This window comes from uncultured Microbacterium sp., from assembly GCF_964244775.1.
In the GTDB taxonomy this organism is placed as follows: Bacteria; Actinomycetota; Actinomycetes; order Actinomycetales; family Microbacteriaceae; genus Microbacterium.
Map to the genome: position 1 here is coordinate 1 of NZ_CAXTJR010000018.1, position 17,060 is coordinate 17,060.

At 67.4% G+C, this 17,060-nt stretch carries 17 protein-coding genes and 3 tRNA genes; 4 read left to right on the top strand and 16 right to left on the bottom strand.

Features of this window, described 5'->3' with window-relative positions:
* Positions 1-69: 69 nt before the first annotated feature.
* From ACFE6Z_RS16250 to tilS, 11 genes are all read right to left on the bottom strand, one after another.
* A complete protein-coding gene (locus ACFE6Z_RS16250; RefSeq protein WP_375386747.1) occupies positions 70-789 on the bottom strand; it encodes a DUF2520 domain-containing protein in 720 nt (239 codons plus the stop codon).
* Positions 786-2,399 carry a PH domain-containing protein gene (locus tag ACFE6Z_RS16255; protein WP_375386748.1) on the bottom strand — a complete coding sequence of 538 codons (1,614 nt, stop codon included), beginning with the start codon at positions 2,397-2,399 and terminating at the stop codon, positions 786-788. Before ACFE6Z_RS16255 ends, ACFE6Z_RS16250 begins: the two co-directional genes overlap by 4 nt.
* On the bottom strand, positions 2,396-3,007 hold the full coding sequence (locus ACFE6Z_RS16260; protein ID WP_375386749.1) for a PH domain-containing protein: 612 nt from the start codon (positions 3,005-3,007) through the stop codon (positions 2,396-2,398). The genes ACFE6Z_RS16255 and ACFE6Z_RS16260 overlap by 4 nt, the downstream gene beginning before the upstream one ends.
* The gene (locus ACFE6Z_RS16265; RefSeq protein ID WP_375386750.1) at positions 2,952-3,446 is read right to left on the bottom strand and encodes a DUF3180 domain-containing protein; all 495 of its coding nucleotides are present in this window, start codon (positions 3,444-3,446) and stop codon (positions 2,952-2,954) included. Before ACFE6Z_RS16265 ends, ACFE6Z_RS16260 begins: the two co-directional genes overlap by 56 nt.
* Positions 3,443-3,982, bottom strand: coding sequence for a 2-amino-4-hydroxy-6-hydroxymethyldihydropteridine diphosphokinase (gene folK / locus ACFE6Z_RS16270; protein WP_375386751.1), 540 nt, complete (start codon positions 3,980-3,982; stop codon positions 3,443-3,445). Before folK ends, ACFE6Z_RS16265 begins: the two co-directional genes overlap by 4 nt.
* Positions 3,979-4,353: a dihydroneopterin aldolase gene (gene folB, locus ACFE6Z_RS16275; RefSeq protein ID WP_375386752.1), complete on the bottom strand. Its 375-nt coding sequence runs from the start codon at positions 4,351-4,353 to the stop codon at positions 3,979-3,981. Before folB ends, folK begins: the two co-directional genes overlap by 4 nt.
* Positions 4,326-5,186 (bottom strand): dihydropteroate synthase, encoded by an 861-nt coding sequence (gene folP, locus ACFE6Z_RS16280; protein ID WP_375386753.1) that lies wholly within the window; start codon positions 5,184-5,186, stop codon positions 4,326-4,328. The genes folB and folP overlap by 28 nt, the downstream gene beginning before the upstream one ends.
* A 1-nt stretch (position 5,187) precedes the next feature.
* Positions 5,188-5,811 carry a GTP cyclohydrolase I gene (gene folE / locus ACFE6Z_RS16285; RefSeq protein WP_375386754.1) on the bottom strand — a complete coding sequence of 208 codons (624 nt, stop codon included), beginning with the start codon at positions 5,809-5,811 and terminating at the stop codon, positions 5,188-5,190.
* Positions 5,812-5,820: 9 nt separating this feature from the next.
* Positions 5,821-7,827 carry an ATP-dependent zinc metalloprotease FtsH gene (ftsH, locus tag ACFE6Z_RS16290; RefSeq protein WP_375386755.1) on the bottom strand — a complete coding sequence of 669 codons (2,007 nt, stop codon included), beginning with the start codon at positions 7,825-7,827 and terminating at the stop codon, positions 5,821-5,823.
* A gap of 79 nt (positions 7,828-7,906) precedes the next feature.
* Entirely contained in the window at positions 7,907-8,476 is a 570-nt protein-coding gene (gene hpt, locus ACFE6Z_RS16295; RefSeq protein WP_375386756.1) for a hypoxanthine phosphoribosyltransferase, read from the bottom strand.
* Positions 8,477-8,498: 22 nt separating this feature from the next.
* A complete protein-coding gene (gene tilS / locus ACFE6Z_RS16300) occupies positions 8,499-9,494 on the bottom strand; it encodes a tRNA lysidine(34) synthetase TilS (protein ID WP_375386757.1) in 996 nt (331 codons plus the stop codon).
* A 222-nt stretch (positions 9,495-9,716) separates the two neighbouring features.
* On the opposite strand from tilS, the gene ppa reads away from it, so the two are divergent.
* A complete protein-coding gene (ppa, locus tag ACFE6Z_RS16305; RefSeq protein ID WP_375386758.1) occupies positions 9,717-10,250 on the top strand; it encodes an inorganic diphosphatase in 534 nt (177 codons plus the stop codon).
* Between the two features lie 89 nt (positions 10,251-10,339).
* Here the strand turns inward: ppa and ACFE6Z_RS16310 are convergent, their stop codons facing one another.
* A complete protein-coding gene (locus tag ACFE6Z_RS16310; protein WP_375386759.1) occupies positions 10,340-11,737 on the bottom strand; it encodes a peptidoglycan DD-metalloendopeptidase family protein in 1,398 nt (465 codons plus the stop codon).
* A gap of 264 nt (positions 11,738-12,001) precedes the next feature.
* Here ACFE6Z_RS16310 and ACFE6Z_RS16315 point away from each other — a divergent pair.
* The 3 genes from ACFE6Z_RS16315 to ACFE6Z_RS16325 all read left to right on the top strand — a co-directional run bounded on the left by ACFE6Z_RS16315 (position 12,002) and on the right by ACFE6Z_RS16325 (position 12,321).
* Positions 12,002-12,074 (top strand) — tRNA-Glu (locus tag ACFE6Z_RS16315).
* Between the two features lie 29 nt (positions 12,075-12,103).
* Positions 12,104-12,177 (top strand) — tRNA-Asp (locus tag ACFE6Z_RS16320).
* Between the two features lie 71 nt (positions 12,178-12,248).
* Positions 12,249-12,321 (top strand) — tRNA-Phe (locus ACFE6Z_RS16325).
* A gap of 17 nt (positions 12,322-12,338) precedes the next feature.
* Here the strand turns inward: ACFE6Z_RS16325 and ACFE6Z_RS16330 are convergent.
* From ACFE6Z_RS16330 to ACFE6Z_RS16345, 4 genes are all read right to left on the bottom strand, one after another.
* Positions 12,339-14,987 carry a hypothetical protein gene (locus tag ACFE6Z_RS16330; RefSeq protein ID WP_375386760.1) on the bottom strand — a complete coding sequence of 883 codons (2,649 nt, stop codon included), beginning with the start codon at positions 14,985-14,987 and terminating at the stop codon, positions 12,339-12,341.
* A 480-nt stretch (positions 14,988-15,467) separates the two neighbouring features.
* Entirely contained in the window at positions 15,468-15,746 is a 279-nt protein-coding gene (locus ACFE6Z_RS16335) for a hypothetical protein (RefSeq protein ID WP_375386761.1), read from the bottom strand.
* Position 15,747: 1 nt separating this feature from the next.
* Positions 15,748-16,071, bottom strand: coding sequence for a hypothetical protein (locus ACFE6Z_RS16340; protein ID WP_375386762.1), 324 nt, complete (start codon positions 16,069-16,071; stop codon positions 15,748-15,750).
* Positions 16,072-16,371: 300 nt separating this feature from the next.
* A complete protein-coding gene (locus tag ACFE6Z_RS16345; protein ID WP_375386763.1) occupies positions 16,372-16,977 on the bottom strand; it encodes a tyrosine-type recombinase/integrase in 606 nt (201 codons plus the stop codon).
* Between the last annotated feature and the right edge of the window lie 83 nt (positions 16,978-17,060).

The following is a 17,060-nucleotide window of genomic DNA, read 5'->3' on the forward strand; positions in this document are numbered from 1 at the left end:
GCGAGCGTATCGAGATCGCCCGGACCCGCGTAGTACGCCGGCTTCGATCTCGATACGGCGCTGGCGCGCCTACTCGATCACCGCAGAGCGGGACGCCGGCGGGACATCGGGCGGCCCACCCGCATCCGTCAGGGCGAGGTCGACGGTGGAGTGCACGAGCGCCGACAGGTAGGTCGACGGGTTGTCGACGCCGGCCTTGCGCAGCGTGGCGGCGGCCTGGCGCACGATCGACCGCGAGAACTCGGTGGCCACGGCGATCGCCTCGCCGTATGCCGCGCGGTCAGCCTCGGCCACGACGACCGGCTCGCACCCGAGCTCGACGGCCAGCGCCTGGGCGATCGGCAGCACCGGTCCGGGCGCGGTCACCGCGGCGTACGCGGTCGGCAGCTGTCGCAGATCCATCGAGGTGCCGGTGAAGGTCATCGCAGGATGCACGGCGAGCGGGATCGCGCCTCGGGCTGTCACTGGGGCGAGCACCTCGATCCCGTAGTCGGGGTCGGTGTGCAGCACGAGCTGCCCCGGCTGCCACGCCGACACCTCGGCGAGTCCTGCGACCAGGCCCGCGAGCTGATCGTGCGGGACGGCGATGACCACGAGTTCGCTCCGGCGGACGACCTCCTGCGCGTCCAGCATCGGCACGCCCGGGAGCATGGCTTCGACCCGCTCGTCGTCGGACCCGTGCGTGACACCGGTGAGGGCGTGCCCCGCTCCGGCGAGGGCGGCGCCGATCACGGGCCCGACCTTTCCCGCGCCGATGATGCCGACGCCGAGCCTGCCGTCGCGGTTCATCCTGCCCACCTATGGCTCTGGTCGGCCGATGCCGCCGCGATGGCGCCGGCCTCAGCATCCGCGAACAAGCGCAGCGCGTCGTCGCGATCGATCGCGCCGAGGCCCCCATAGACCCGGCCGGCGATCGTGTGCACGCGGGCCGCGGCCACGCCCAACGCCCGATCGAGAGGGCCCTGCTCGATGCCCACGCTCTGCATGCGGGCGAGCGGGAACATGGCGAGCTTGCGCCAGATCAGCCCTCGTCGCGTGAAGATCGCCTGGGGGGTGAGCAGGAAGCCGTTGCGCGCCCACGACAGCGGCCGAAGGAGCCGGGCCCGCCGCGGGGTGTTCGTGTAAGGGTCTTCCTCGCGGGGTCCGAGGACGCCGTGCTCGAACACGAGCGGCCATTCCGCTTCGGGCAGTTCGGGCTGCAGCAGGCGCAGCACGCGCTCGACGTCGGCGCGGGTTCCGACCGGGAGCACCGTTGTGAACTGGTCGTTCGCTCCGTCGACGGCACTGCGGCCAGAGAGGCGATTGACCGTGACGGCCCACCATCCGGCCGGTCGCCAGAGGATCGACTGGGTCACTTCGATCGCGTGGATCCGCCCCGGCGGGAGCGTTTCGGTGATGGTCGTGAACAGCCCGTAAGTGATGCGCACGCCGCCGGGGGTGGGTGAGATCGAATAGCGCAGGGCGCGTGTGACGCCGCGCACCCAGTACGCACCGAACCCGAGCAGCGCGGGGATGAACCCGACCAGCACCCAGGGGGTGCCGACGATCGCGCCCCAGACGGTCGCGGCGAGGATCGCGATCAGCGTCACGGTCGACCCGCTCAGCAGGTGGGATGCTACGAGCCGCCCCGTCGGGATGTGCACGACAGACTCGGGCTCGGCGGCGGGCTGCTCGGCTCCGGCGATGAGCCCGGTGATCCCGGCGCTGACGGCCGAGGCGGCGGCGGCCGTGCGACGCGGTGGCGCGCCCTCCGGCGCTGAGCGGCCTTCCGCGAGACGCAGACCCGAAGCGAGCTGAAGGATGTCGGCGCGCACCTCTTCGGCGGCGGAGGTGGAGAGGTACTCGAGTTTGACGTTCGCATCGAGCCCACCGCCGACGACCTCGAGCTTGGCCATCCCGCACAGCCGCGCGAACATCGGGCGGGTGAGGTTGACGCCCTGCACGCGATCGAGCGGCGCACGACGGTGCGTGCGGAAGAGCACGCCGCTGCGCACCTCGACATCGTCGTCGGTGATGCGGAACGTGTGGAATCGCCACGACACGGAGAAGATCACGAACACGACCACGGCGATCGCCAGCACGACGACGAGCGCGATCAGGATCAGGTTGTGGCTCAGGATGTAGTCGACCGGGTCTGGTGGCAGCTCGCCGCCGGGCAGCTGCGGCAGGAACCACTGGATGAGTCGCTCGCGCAGGTTGGCGATCAGCACGCCGACGATCACGACGAGGAACAGGCCACCCCGGAAGAGCGGGGTCAGCGGGTGCAGCCGGTGCCACTCCCCGTCACTCAGCGGCGAAGCCTGCGCGTGGAGCAGCGGCGAAGCCTGCGCATGATGCAGCGGCGAAGCCTGCGCGTGGAGCAGCGGCGCGGGCGATTCAGGATCGGGGATGCTGCTCACAGCCCCGTCCGCCTGCTCTCGGCCACGTCGATGAGCGTGTCGCGCAGGCGCTCGGCGGCTTCCTGGGTGAGCCCGGGGATGGTGACGCCGGTGGAGGCGGCCGCGGTGACGAGTTTGAGCTGCGCGATGCCGAAACCGCGGTCCAGCGGACCGTGGGTGATGTCGACGAGTTGCATGCGGCCGTAGGGCACAGCCACCATGCGCTGCCACAGGATGCCGCGGCGCAGCACGAGGTCGTCGGCGCGCAGCTGGTACCCGTACGCGCGGGCCTGCCTGGGGGTGATGGCGAGCGTCCACACCAGGATCACGAGCACGATCCCGGCCGGGATCCACACCCACCACTGGTGGAGCACCAGGCTCAGCACCAGCGCCACGGCGAGCACGATCACCAGGACGCTCGCGGTGGAGATCAGCTGCACCCAGACGTACGCCCGAGCGAGCTGATGCCATGTGCCCTCTCCGAGCGGCAGTCGGCTCTTTCCGCGCGGCTGGCGGATCCGGTCGAAGGTGCGCGCGTCGAGCACTTCGTCCCGCCCGGCGATCTCCGACGGATCAGTGATTGCGCTCCGAGAGTCCGGCGTCTCCGTCGGCTCCGGGATGTTGGTCATCATCGTCCTTCCGGATGGTGCACAGGTGCTCGGAGATCAGGGCGGCCGTGATGAGGATCGCGGAGGCGACCGCAGTAGCGATGATCGCCCCCAACGAGCCTACCGAGGGGCTGACCGGGCGGGTGAGGAGGAAGATCGCGAGGCCCACGGCGAGGCCCCCGACCGCGGCGCCCACGATGCTCGAGGCCTTCGCCAGCATCGCGACCCGCAGTGCGCGGAACGGATTCACCGGCGCTCCTGTGGCCCCTCGGGTGGCGCGTCGGATCGGGATGGCGAGCGCGAGCGCGAGCAGACCGAGCAGCACGAGCAGGATCGGGAGCGTGACCGCGGGTGTGAAGGTGGGGCGCCCGGCGGCGGTCAGGCCGTTGTCGAGGAGGTAGCCGACGGCGACGCCGATGATGGCGGCGAGTACGAGGATGCCGGGACCGGTGCGCCTCACGGAGCCTCCTCCTCGCCCAGTGCCGCCAGAAGCACGTCCACCCGCCCTGCGCCGGGCAGGACCGCGTCGGGGTCGAGCGACAGCCACGGCGCCAGCACGAAGGCGCGCTCGGCGGCGCGCGGGTGCGGGAGCGTCAGAACAGGCGTCCTCGATGAGAGCTCGCCGTAGGCGATGAGGTCGAGGTCGAGCGTGCGATCGCCCCACCGCTCGCGTCGTTCGCGGCCGTGGCGCGCCTCGATCGCGTGCAGGTACTCCAGCAGCACCGTGGGCGCGAGGCGCGTGGTGACGAGGGCGACCGAGTTGAGGTAGGCGGGGGCCGCAGCATCCGGGCCGCTCGGCTTAACGGCCACCGATTCGACGGGCGTCGCGGCGCGCACGTCGTCGACGAGCGGAAGGGCGCGCAGTGCGTCGACGGCGGACGACAGGGCCTCGGCACGGTCGCCGAGGTTCGCGCCGAGCGCGACGACGGCGACGACCGGCGCGTGCGAGACCGGGGTCGCGTCACCGTCGAATCCCTGGGCGAGCCGGCGGTTCATCGGACCTGCCTCGTGCGCGTGATCGATACCGAGACGTCGTCGAACGACAGCGGGATCGGAGCGGACGGCTTGTGCACGGTCACCCGGATGCTGTGCACCGCGAAGCTCGTGAGCAGGCGGTCGGCGATCCGCGCCGCGAGGGTCTCGAGCAGATCGACCGGCTCGCCACCGACGATCGCGGCCACTTCTTCGGCCACCTCGCCATAGTGCACGGTGTCGGCGACGTCATCGGTCAGTGCGGCGCGGCGGGTGTCGAGGAGCATCGTCAGATCGACGACGAAGTCCTGACCGTCGCGGCGCTCGTGGTCGTACACGCCGTGCCGGCCGAACACCCGCAAGCCCGTCAGTGTGATCTCGTCGACGACGTCCATCGGCTCTCCCCTTCCCAGCTCAGTGCGACCCGCAGCGCATCCCGCGTCGCCGCGACGTCGTGCACGCGGACCGCCCACGCTCCGGCCTGCGCGGCGAGCACGCTCGTCACGGCGGTGGCGAGGTCGAGGCGGGCAGGTGCGATCGGTTCGAAGGCGCCGCCCTGAGAGCCGACGTCATCCGCGGTGATCGCGGCGGAGAGGAACCGTTTGCGGCTCGTGCCGACGAGCACGCGCGTGCCCCGGCCGGTCAGGCGCGGCAGGGCCCGCAGCACCGCCCAGTTCTGCTCGCCTCTCTTGCCGAATCCGATACCCGGGTCGGTGATCAGACGCGCCGGAGGGATGCCGGCGGCCTGCGCCGCATCGATCCGCTCGGCGAGTTCGGACAGCACGTCACGGACGACGTCGTCGTACTCGGCGCGCGCGTACATGTCGGCGGAATGACCGCGCCAGTGCCCGAGCACGAGGTCGGCGTCGGTGGAGGCGACGGCGGCGAGCAGGTCGGGGTCGGCGAGCCCCCCCGACACGTCGTTCACGATGCGCGCACCCGCGGCGACGGCCGCCAGCGCGGTGTCGGCGTTCATCGTGTCGATGCTGACGGCGATGCCCGTCGCGGCGAGCTCGCGTACGACCGGGAGGACGCGCTCCTGCTCGAGGCGGGGGTCGACGCGCTGGGCCCCGGGGCGGGTGGATTCGCCGCCGACATCCAACAGGTCGGCGCCCTCGGCACGCAGCCGGAGGCCGTGCGCGATCGCCGCCTCAGGATCGAGGAACCGGCCGCCGTCGCTGAACGAATCCGGCGTGACGTTCACGACGCCCATGATCAGAGTCGACATCTCACCCGGTTTCCGAGGCGGGTGAACCGGTCCCTGAGGCTCTCGAGGGGCCCAGCAACGCGATCAGCTCCGCACGCGCGGCGGGGTCGGCGAGCTCGCCGCGCGCCGCGATCGTCACCGTCGACGCCTCCGGCTGCTTGCCGCCGCGCATCGTGACGCACTCGTGCGAGGCGTCGAGCACGACGAGCACCCCTCGGGCGTCGAGGGATGTCGCGATCGTGTCGGCGATCTGCTCACCCAGCCGCTCCTGCACCTGCGGTCGTGCCGCGAGGATCTCGACCACCTTCGGCAGGGCGCCGAGCCCCACGACGTTCTCACCCGGGAGGTACGCGATGTGCGCCCGCCCGCGGAAGGGCAGCAGGTGGTGCTCGCACACCGAGCGGAATCGGATGTCGCGGAGCATCACGGCGCCGGACGGCAGCGTGTCCGGGGCCGGTCCGCGCGCAACCGAGATCGTGTGGGCAAGGGGGGCCGCAGCATCCGCGCTCACTCCTGCGAAGAACTCGCCATACGATTCCGCGACGCGTTCAGGGGTCATCCGCAGCCCGGGGCGATCGGGATCTTCTCCGATCGCCTCGAGCAGTTCGCGCACGAGCGCGACGACACGCTCATGATCAACGGCCACGGGCCGAGCCTACGCGGTCGCGGGACGCGCCTGCCCGCTGGGCCGGAGCCGGGGCGCCTTCTCCGCGGCGGTCCGCTCGGCCTCGACCGAGGCGGCCAGACCCGCGTCCTGGCGACGCTGCGGAACCTCGACGGGAGGCAACTGCGACACCGGGCGCTCGTTGCTGGAGAGCCACTGCGGGCGCGGGGGAAGACGCTTGACGTCCTTGAAGATCTCGGCAAGCTCGAGGTGGTCGAGGGTCTCCTTCTCGAGCAGCTCGAGGGCGAGCCGGTCGAGCACCTCGCGGTTGTCGTTGATGACCTGGTAGGCCTCGTTGTGCGCCTGCTCGATGAGCGCACGCACCTCGACGTCGATCCGCTCGGCGATCCTCTCGCTGAACTCGCGACCGTGGCCCATGTCGCGGCCCATGAACACCTCGCCGCTCGCAGAGCCGAGCTTGACGGGCCCGACCTCGTTGGTCATGCCGTACTCGGTCACCATCTTGCGTGCGATGCCGGTGGCCTTCTCGATGTCGTTGCTCGCGCCGGTGGTCGGGTCGTGGAAGACGATCTCCTCCGCGACGCGGCCGCCCATGGCGTAGGTCAGCTGATCCTGCAGCTCGTTGCGGGTGATCGAGTACTTGTCGTCCAACGGCAGCACCATCGTGTAGCCGAGCGCCTTGCCACGGGGCAGGATCGTGACCTTGGTCACCGGGTCGGTGTTGTTCATCGCCGCCGCGGCGAGCGCGTGACCACCCTCGTGGTAGGCGGTGATCAGCTTCTCCTTGTCGCGCATGACCCGCGTGCGGCGCTGCGGACCGGCGATCACGCGGTCGATCGCCTCGTCCAGGGCGCGGTTGTCGATGAGCTGCGCGTTGGAGCGTGCGGTCAGCAGCGCGGCCTCGTTCAACACGTTCGCGAGATCCGCTCCTGTGAACCCGGGGGTCTTGCGGGCGACGACCTCGAGGTCGACGCCGTCGGCGAGCGGCTTGCCGCGGCCGTGGACTTCGAGGATCTTCTTGCGGCCCTTGAGGTCGGGGGCGTCGACGCCGATCTGACGGTCGAAGCGGCCCGGGCGCAGCAGTGCGGGATCGAGGATGTCGGGGCGGTTGGTCGCCGCGATCACGATGACGTTGACCTTGGGGTCGAACCCGTCCATCTCGACCAGCATCTGGTTGAGGGTCTGTTCGCGCTCGTCGTGGCCGCCGCCCATGCCGGCGCCGCGGTGGCGCCCGACGGCGTCGATCTCATCGATGAAGATGATGGCGGGGCTCGACTCCTTGGCCTGATTGAACAGGTCGCGGACGCGGCTCGCGCCGACGCCGACGAACATCTCGACGAAGTCCGAACCGGAGATCGAGTAGAACGGCACCCCGGCCTCGCCGGCCACGGCGCGGGCGAGCAGGGTCTTACCGGTTCCGGGAGGGCCATACAACAGCACGCCCTTGGGAATGCGGGCACCCACGGCCTGGAAGCGGGCGGGATCTTTCAGGAAGTCCTTGATCTCCTGCATCTCCTCGATCGCCTCGTCCGACCCGGCGACGTCCTGGAAGGTGACCGTCGGCGACTCTTTGGAGACGAGCTTCGCGCGCGACTTGCCGAACTGCATGACCTTGCTGCCGCCGCCCTGGGCGCTGGACATCAGGAACCAGAAGAGCAGGCCCAGCAGGAGGATCGGCAGCAGGAGCGAGATGAACCCGTCGAACCAGCTCGCGCGCGGAACCGCGTCGTTGAAGCCGTCCTTGGGGTTGGCCGCATTGACCGCGTTGACGACTTCGTTCGCCCGCGCCGACACGTAGTAGAACTGCACGTCGCTGGCACCCTGGTACTGCTCCGAGAGCTTCATGTCCACGCGCTGGTCGCCGTCGGTGTTGGTGACCTCGGTAACCGTCGAGCCCTTCAGCAGCTCCAGGCCCTCCTGGGTGGAGATCTGCTTGGCGCCCCCGAGGCTCGAGATCAGCGAGAACCCCACGATCAGGAACACCCCGATCAACAGGACGTAGATCAGGGGGTTGCGGGTGATCTTCTTGAAGTCCATGGTGCGGGCCGGGCCCGTTCCCTTTCGTCGACGATCCGCGCGAACACGGTCAAATCAGGGTAGCGCGGCGATTCTGTGGCTAGCCTGCGTATTCGCCCTCGGCGTACACGTGCGGTGCGAGCACCGCGACATCGCGGAGGTTCCGGTACTTCTCGGCGTAGTCCAGGCCGTAGCCGACGACGAAGTCGTTCGGGATGTCGAAGCCGACGTAGCGGCACTCGACGTGCACCTTCATCGCATCGGGCTTGCGCAGCAGCGCCAGCACCGAGACCGACTTCGCGCCACGCGAGGCGAAGTTCTCCAGCAGCCAGCTCAGCGTCAGGCCCGAGTCGATGATGTCCTCGACGATCAGGACGTCCTTATCGTGCAGGTCGGTGTCGAGGTCCTTGCGGATCTGCACGACGCCGCTCGAGCGGGTGCCGGTTCCGTACGACGAGACGGCCATCCAGTCGATGACGATGTGCCGCGGCAGCGCGCGGGCGAAGTCGGCCATGACCATGACGGCACCCTTGAGGACGCCGACCAGCAGAAGATCCTTGCCCTCGTAGTCGATCTGCACCTGTTCGGCCAGCTCGTGCAGCTTGTCCTGGATCTGCTCCTCGGTGACGAGGATCCGGGTCAGGTCATCGGGGATGTCGGCCGCGCGCATGCGTCGAGTCTAGGAGGGACGGCTACGCCGCGGCCGTGAACACCAGTCGCGTGCCGGAGCGGTGGGCGCGGCATCCCGGCAGATCGATCGGGCCCTGGCCCGTCCAGTCGGTGACCAGCCGCGCGACCTCGAGCGTCTGGGAACGCGTGAGGCTCGCACCGAACTCGCTCGCCACGACGTGCCGGATGATGCGGTGCCGGAGCGCCGGCGGGTTGGCGGCGAGCGCGGCGACCGACACCGAGATGCCCGCTTCGGCGTGCTCGACGATGTCTTCGATCGTCTCGTCGATCATCTCGGCGAACGCCTCGGTGTCTTCACGCAGCTGCTCGGCCGTGCGGGCGAGCGCCTCCGCGATGCCCGGGCCGAGCTCGGACTCGAGCACCGGCAGCACGCGTTCGCGCACCCGCACGCGCGCGAAGCGCGCGTCGACGTTATGGGGGTCGTCCCACGGGTCGAGGTTCTCGGCCGCGCACGCGGCCCGAAGCGTGGCGCGCCGGACGCCCAGCAGCGGCCGCAGGAGTGGAATGCCATCGAGCTCGGACGCCGGAGCCATGCCCTGCAGGCTTGCTCCCCCGGCTCCGCGGGCAAGGCCCAGCAGGACTGTCTCGGCCTGATCGTCGAGGGTGTGACCCACGAGGATCGCGGCGGCACCGGCACGCCGGGCCTCATCGCGCAGCGCCGCGTATCGCGCCGCGCGCGCCGCGCTCTCGGGCCCGCCCTCCGCGCCGACGTCGACCGCGACGACGCGCGAGTCGGCACCGAGGAGCGCTGCCGTGCCGGCTGCGCGGACGGCGACCACATCCGATCCGTCCTGCAGGCCGTGATCCACGGTCACCGTGATCACCCGTAGCCCGGCCTTGCCCGCTTCGAACACCGTGGCCGCCGCGAGCGCGAGCGAATCGGCGCCGCCCGACAGCCCGACCACCACCCTCGAGCCGGCCGCGAGAGGCGCGAGGGCGCTGCGCACCGCGAGCCGGACCTCCGCGACGGCGGGGTCGAGGCCTGGTCGGGGGGTCACGAGCCCACGGTACCGGGCGGCTTCACGGGGTGGTGTGCCACAACTCCGCCTGACTGGGGTTCGGCGAGCGTCGCCGTGCCGAAATCCGCGGGTCTCTGTCGCGCTACCGCTTCCCGGGGCGGAGTAGTTGCACACTCCCATCGTTCAGATCGTCCCCGAGTAGGCTGGTCGCGGCATCCGGGCCCGTGCCGATGCCCCACACACCAACAGAGGAGCACTGTCATGGCCGCACACGACGCCGTCATCGAGATCCCGCGCGGCAGCCGCGTCAAGTACGAGGTCGACCACGGCACCGGACGCGTCTACCTCGACCGCGTGCTGTTCACGCCCATGGGCTACCCCGCCGACTACGGGTTCTTCGACAACACCCTCGGCGAGGACGGCGACCCGCTCGACGTGCTGGTGCTGCTGGATGTCCAGCTGTTCCCCGGCGTGCTGGTGAACGTCCGCCCGGTCGGCGTGCTCAAGATGAGCGACGAGGCCGGCGGCGACGACAAGCTCGTCGCCGTGCTCACGAAAGACCCGCGCTGGAGCCACATCCAAGACCTCGCTGACATCCCCGAGTACACGAAGAACGAGATCGAGCACTTCTTCGAGCACTACAAGGACCTCGAGCCGGGCAAATGGGTCAAGGTCGACGCGTGGGGCGACAAGGCCGAGGCCGACCGCATCCTCGCCGAGTCGATCGTGCGCTTCGGCGAGCACGAGGGTCAGACCAAGACGCAGGGCGAGGGCGAGTCGCCCAAGACGATCTGAGTCGCTTCTCCCTGACTCGACTTCCGGAGGGCGGATGCTGCGCACGGCGCATCATCCGCCTTTCGCGTCGGCGATAGACCGCCGGAGGGTCAGACCGAAATGCCCCTGGCCGCCATGAACGGGGCCGGGTCGACGGTTGCGCCGTTGATGTAGACCTCGAAGTGGAGGTGGCAGCCGAACGAGTTGCCGGTGTTACCCTCGGCGGCGATCTGATCGCCGGCGTTCACCCACTGGCCGTAGCCGACGAAGATGCCGTCGGGCGCGATGTGCCCGTAGCCCGTCGCGATTCCACCGCCGTGATCGATCTTGATGTAGTTGCCGTAGCCGCCGTTGTAGCCGGCATAGATCACGCGGCCCGCGGTGGCTGCGAAGATTCCCGAGTAGCACCCGGCGGCCAGGTCGACGCCCTCGTGGAAGCCGCTCGAGCAATATCCGTTGCCGCACTGGACGTAGCGATACCCGTAGCTGGAGCTCTCTTCGCCCCAGTTGGGGCGCACCCACCCGGAACCATTGTCGCCACCGCCACCGCCGCCACCACCCCCGCCGTCTCCGCCACCACCGCCGCCGCCGCTGTTCTGCGCTGCGGCGGCCGCGGCCTCATCGGCGAGGCGCTGGGCCTCGGCGCGCAACGCCGCCTGACGCTGCTCTTCGGCGATGCGTGCGGCCTCGACGCCGGCCTGGTAGTCGGCGATCGTCTTGGACGTGGTGTCTTGCAAGGCGGCCAGCTGCGCCTGGAGTGTCGCGAGGTTGGCGGTCTGAGCATCCAGAGCAGCCTTGGCAGCGTCCGCCGCCTGCTGGGCGGCGGCCATCTTCTGCTCGGCGTCCTTCTGCAGGCGGTCGCGCTCGTCGCGAGCCTTCGCGGCGGTGTCGCTGAGGTTCTGCGCCGAATCCCGCGCGGTGACCGCGTCGGCGTACACCGCCTCGTTGCGGGCGATGAGCTTGTCCATCGTGCCCAGACGCGCGAGCAGATCGTCGGTCGACGCAGCAGAGCCCGCGAAGAAGAGCTGCAGAGACGTGTCGTCGCTGCCGTTGCGGTACAGCTGTGCGGCTACGCGGCCGGCCTTGTTCGCAGCATCCGTCGCGAGTGCCGCCTGCTGGTCGGCCTGCTGCTGCAGCTGGTCGGCGCGGCGGGCCTGTTCGAAGAAGGCCTGCTGTGCGGCATAGAAGACATCGGATGCCGCGATCGCGGCCGCCTGCGTGCGTGCGACGTCGTCATTGAGAGCCTGAATGAGGCTCTGGATGTTCGCGACCTCGGCGGCCTTGGCGGCTTCGTTCGACTTCGCGGCCTGCACATCGTCCCATGACGGGTAGTCGGCGGCGAACGCGCGCGGGAGATACGGCGAAGCGACCGTGCCGATCGCGCCGAGCGTGGCGATGCCCAGGGCGCCGAAGGTCAGTGCACTGCGCCGCGTGACGATCGAATTGCGCCCTGCGGCGGGCCAGAGGGTGCTGCGCTCTTGGGGAGTCGGGCCGCAGCTGCAGTCCACTGAGTCCGCCGAGTCCGCGCTTTCGGCGCGATGGAGCTGATCTTCCACTGCGGGCCTCCCCTCGCGAACAACACCCATCACACTAGCAACATGAGCCACACGCGCAACGGGAATCGCGCGCATCCGCTCACACATAGCCGACGGCGCACCGCTCATCCTCACCCGGCAGCATCCGGATGAGGGGTCGGCGCGCCCTCGATTGGCGGATCCACGGTCGATTGCGTATGCTTGAGCGTCGGTAAGCGTGAGCCTTGCGGCTTGCCCGGCCCCATCGTTTAGTGGCCTAGGACGCCGCCCTTTCACGGCGGTAGCACGGGTTCGAATCCCGTTGGGGTCACTTCTCGGCAATCACAACTCAATACGCATGGCCCTGTAGCGCAGTTGGTTAGCGTGCCGCCCTGTCACGGCGGAGGTCGCGGGTTCAAGTCCCGTCAGGGTCGCTTCGAGCGACGGGCCCTTTTCTCTGGAGAAGGGCTTTTCGTTTCGACCGCGACATCCATGGATGCTGCGCGGCTCTGTAGCTCAGTTGGTAGAGCGCACGACTGAAAATCGTGAGGTCACGGGATCGACGCCCGTCGGAGCCACACGGATGATCATTACGTCATCCTAGAAACCCTCGCGGAGCTTCTATCCGCGGGGGTTTTGCTTTGCCCTGGTGAGAGACGGTTCTGCCACCGATTGGCCGCCTACGCCGCGGTGGTTGAGCGAGCAAAGCGAACCAAACAACCTCCCCCGCAAATGCCGACTCGCATGCCGGGTAAACGGTTCGGGCCGGTCTCGGGCCGGTCGCGACGAGTTTCGGGAAGCTGGATCCCTTAGCTTTCGGCGGCGCAGTCGCCTTCTCCGACCCTTCAGTCGGACTCTCCTCGTCCTGCAACCGAACCTGCGGCCAGCCCCTGGTCCCGAATTCTCTGCTGAAGCGATAGGCCAGAGACGCGCGCCTGGAAGCCCTCGAATCTTGGGACGAGTTCGGAGATACGCTCATCCAAGTCGAAGTCACGCCGGATCGCCTCGAGCTCGACACGCACGTGATCTGCATCTGCCGAGCTGTCGAGCTGTCGAGGATGAGATCAATCTCCCGAAGAAGGCTGCGCGCTCGTCGTTTCGATATTGAGTCCTGGTGGTCGCGTTGGAACTCCCGGACCTTCCCACTCAACCTTCGATCGCTTCGACGTTGGGTTTCCTCGGCGCTAGCTGAGGCGAGGCGGTCGGAGAGATCGCGTAGCAACGCACGCATAGCAAGCTCGGTCTCTTCTTGGCCGGGGATGCGGGTGCTTGACGCGAGCGTGCCCTCGAACAGCTCGACTACAGCACGAGCGAAGCCGACCTTCTCGATGTGCGCCCCCTTGAAGGCCTTCCGGTAGGCAACGTCCAGCCCATCCCAGAGGGACCCATCCTTCGCTGCCACAGCTGCGACCACGGCATCCGCTGTCAGCGCGGATACCGCTTCATCGTCGAAACCCTCGATCATCTTCGCGTGCACCCTCGCCGCGGACGTCGCGAACTCGGGATGTACTAGGTCTTCGATTTCGCGCAATACGACTGCTTCGTGCACGAAAGGCGAGCGCGCCTGGGCCCAGACGTCGAGCTCAACAATGCACTCCTCAGGAATGATCGCCCGTCGGTGAACCAGCCTCTCCCGCATCGTCTTGGCAGCCGCTTTGCCCGCTTTATCGCCATCAAAGAGACCGACACATGCTGGCTTCACCTGGTCACGGCCTCGAGCGAGAAACACCATGTAGGGGATCGACTCGGCGGATCCGCTCGGAACTATAGTCAGCTCGTTCAGGTCAAGGTAGTCGTGGTCGTCGTTCGTTCGTCGAAAATAGGCGGACGCGCCGGCCAGCATGACTTGATCCGCAAGCCCTTCCACGAACAGGTTTGACCCGCCGATGAAGGCGGTTTCAGCCACCGTGGCGCCCAGGGAGGTACGAAGCGGTTCGTAGTGATTTTGAGTGGCATCTTTGACCACCCGCGTACCCTCGTCCTCCGCCCCCTTGTCTAGTACTCGAAGTCGATGACCCGCGTTTCTGTCAATCAGGAATGGAGAATGCGTGACGTAAACGACTTGGTGTTTGTGAGTTCCGTCTTCGGGTGTCGCGTAGTCAGAGATGACCCGTAGAAGATCCTGCTGCCCGCGGCTCGACAGGTACGCATCCGGTTCATCCAGAAGCATGACCTCCGGGCCAACGAGCCCTCGCCTGTGCGCGGTCAACTGCACAAAATAGCTAAGGAAGAACCTCAGCCCCTGGCTACGCTCGTCGAACGAGTACGAAGCGCGGGTACGGTCCCGGATGACGAGCGCCAATTCATGCTCTCGTGCCTTCACTTCTAGCTCGAAATCCGTGTCTTGGGACCACCACCGCTTGAAGTTGAGATTCTCGGCAATGGCGATGTTCATCGCTCTTACGAGTCCTTCAATCTCTCCCTCTTCTTCGTTGGCAATCGCTGCTCGCAATCGAGCAAACGACGCGGGATCGATTCCCGCAATATCCACTAGGAGCTTCCGACCGAGCTCAAACTCGGAGTTTCGTCGAGCTTCAGCCTCCGTGTCCGGCGATGCAATATGACTCTGCCAAACCGGGAAAACGTGCGCAGCGAACTCGGCCGCAGCCGACCAAGCACCACCGCGAAGTGCCCCAAACACGGCTGAACGTCGCCTCCGAGAGTCGAACGCGTGCCGAGTCCCGTCCGCCAATGCGTCGATCGAAAGCGAGTCCGGCATGCCCAAATCCGTGCGCAACCGAAACACGGGCGGCAGAACGCTGTCTAGCGCCGCAACCTGCGACGCGCTCAGCTCGAAGACTTCAGCTCCACCATTGAGAATGATGAAGGACGGACGACGTCCCGGGCGACAAAGCGTGAACTGCTGGTCGCTGGTTGCCTGCGGAACGATTGCTTGCAGCACTGCGAGCTCGTTCTCGTTCTCGATCCGGAGGGCGACACCGAACTCCGGCGCGCGTACACGACCCTTTTCAACTGAGTAGAACGTGCTGTAACGGCAGAAATCACCTTCATCGATTCCCCTACCAGTGAGAGCGATCTCCAGGGCGTCGAGTAGCTGAGTCTTCCCGGCCTCGTTCGCACCGACCACCGCGGTGATGGAGGGGTCGATTTTGACCCGGACGAACGGGTACCAGCCCTCAGTGGTGTCCTCCCAGAACGCAGGCTCGCTCTTGTTCGACCACTTACGCTCGTAGTCGAAGTTGAACGACTTGAAGAAGCGAATCTCGAGACGATCGATTTTCATGTGTGCACCACCCCAGGCTGATGTCTTGGCACGTTCCCAGAACTATGGCATGCGCTTCGGACATGCGAATACCGGGCGCGCTTTCGCACCCACCATCGGTTCGATGGAACCGCGATCCGCGCGTACGCAATGTGTTTTCGAACACGACAACACATTGGGGCTGGTCAGGGAACTTGAATCCGTCCCCACTGACTACACCGGGCCCGGTCCGACTCCTGGATGAGTCGGTCCAACTCTGTTTCCGCAGCTCTCTCTGTAGAGGGGACGTCCAGCACTAACTCGATCTGGCAGTAGTCCTCGGCTTCGGCGCGCGCGGCCAGTCGCGCGTAAAAACGCTCGAGTTCTTCATCTAAGCGTGCCACGTTGTCGATTTTCTTTCCCTTCAAATCTTGCCGGCAACGCGACCACGCCCACTTGGCTGAGCGGCCTCGTGAGCGACCATCGCCCTCCCTGGACAACCCGCCAGGATAGCGCGAGTGTTTAGAGTCCGCCGCCCCGTCCGTTCGACTCGTGGCCAGGACGCTCGAGAATCAATTCATAGGCTCCCTCGTCGATCAGCTCCGCCACGAACGCGTACTCGACTGCATCGAAGCTGTTCGGCCGCTCGTCCCAGTCGTCCGCGAGACTGGTCGTCTTGTACTGCGGGTCGTACTTCCAGGACCGGAGCTGGCTCACCAGCTCTTCGCGCGAGATCTCGCCCCTCGCTGCGGCGCGGACCACATCCAGCGCGGTCGCGAACCTGGATTCCTCTTCGCTCACGTCACCACCTCCAGATCGTGCCCGGAACCTCGGCCCCAACGATGAGCAAGAGCTTCCGCTTGGTCTTGTCGAGTGTGTTCCCCAGGTTTGCGCGATCATCAGACGGGATCACAAGGTCGGGATACCCATCGAGCGTCACCCATCCCTTGAGCAGTGTGAGATCCAGATCCCACTCGGTGCTCGAAAGCTCGCGATAGCGTTCGCGGGAACGCTCGATGTCCGCCTCGGCATCCGCTCTGTGCCACCGATTCACTCGGCACAGCGTCGCGATGACCGACTCCCAACGGTCATTAAGTTTCCGCCAGCCCGGAGTGCTGTGTCTCATGGCACGCCCCGCACAGGGCGATCACTCCTCCGAGTCGCTGGATAGGACGCGACGCCACCGCGTCGAACTGCCAGATCTCGTGACAGTCCGGATTGCGCGTGCCCTCGCCGTAGTAGGAGGGCTGGTCGCATACCTGACACACCCGACCGGCGCGCTCTGCGGTGCGACGACTCAGTGCAACCCATCTGGACGTCGGAAGGATCGCCCGCAGGTTAGAGCCCCACACGCTCCCTGGTAGCCGATCAGCGCCAAGCATTATCGCGCCGGCTTCGTTTCGGATGATGGCCATCTCGCCTCCTCTTAGCCCGATCCCAGTCCCGAGTCGAAGAGCGAATCAATGGCGGCAGCCGCGCGCTTGGCGACATCGGATCGAGAGCGGCTGTAACGCTCGGTCATCTGCATGCTCGAGTGGCCGAGCACGGCCTGGACATCGTTCGCCGAGGCTCCCGCGTCGAACAGAAGCGTCGCGAGCGTGTGCCGCAGGTCGTGGATACGGAGGTCGTTGCGGTGGAGCTGCGTCCGGACCGTCTTCCAGTCGATGGCCCGTCGGACGTTAGACGCGTTGATTCGACCGCCTCGCGGACCGGTAAAAACGAGATTGCCTCGCCGCTTGCCGGCCATCGCCTCGGTTAGTGGCCCGACGAGCGCCGTCGGGATCGGGACATCCCTTTCCTTGTGGCTCTTCGGCGTCAGTTCGATGCCGCGACCGTCAGCGCCGATGCTGAAGGCACGACGGACGTGAATGGTGCGATGCGCAAGGTCGACGTCCTCGATGCGCAATGCTGTCGCCTCATTGGCGCGCATACCCGTGTAGACCAGGCCAGCGATGTAGCGCCTGTAGTGCGCGTCATCGATCGACGCGAGCAGGAGTTGCACTTCCGCCGCGGTGAGGGCGCGTGACCGCAGGCTGTTCGAGGCGTCGGACTTCGGCCGGGGTGACGTCCCTCTGAGTGGTGGAGTTTCTCAACACCGTGCGAGTTCAGTTGTTG

Excerpts from the sequence above, each read along its gene's own strand:
- ACFE6Z_RS16250 (WP_375386747.1), bottom strand. The coding sequence starts at position 789 with ATGAACCGCGACGGCAGGCTCGGCGTCGGCATCATCGGCGCGGGAAAG.
- ACFE6Z_RS16260 (WP_375386749.1), bottom strand. The coding sequence starts at position 3,007 with ATGACCAACATCCCGGAGCCGACGGAGACGCCGGACTCTCGGAGCGCA.
- folK (WP_375386751.1), bottom strand. The coding sequence starts at position 3,982 with ATGAACCGCCGGCTCGCCCAGGGATTCGACGGTGACGCGACCCCGGTC.
- folB (WP_375386752.1), bottom strand. The coding sequence starts at position 4,353 with ATGGACGTCGTCGACGAGATCACACTGACGGGCTTGCGGGTGTTCGGC.
- folP (WP_375386753.1), bottom strand. The coding sequence starts at position 5,186 with ATGTCGACTCTGATCATGGGCGTCGTGAACGTCACGCCGGATTCGTTC.
- ftsH (WP_375386755.1), bottom strand. The coding sequence starts at position 7,827 with ATGGACTTCAAGAAGATCACCCGCAACCCCCTGATCTACGTCCTGTTG.
- hpt (WP_375386756.1), bottom strand. The coding sequence starts at position 8,476 with ATGCGCGCGGCCGACATCCCCGATGACCTGACCCGGATCCTCGTCACC.
- ppa (WP_375386758.1), top strand. The coding sequence starts at position 9,717 with ATGGCCGCACACGACGCCGTCATCGAGATCCCGCGCGGCAGCCGCGTC.
- ACFE6Z_RS16330 (WP_375386760.1), bottom strand. The coding sequence starts at position 14,987 with ATGAAAATCGATCGTCTCGAGATTCGCTTCTTCAAGTCGTTCAACTTC.
- ACFE6Z_RS16340 (WP_375386762.1), bottom strand. The coding sequence starts at position 16,071 with ATGAGACACAGCACTCCGGGCTGGCGGAAACTTAATGACCGTTGGGAG.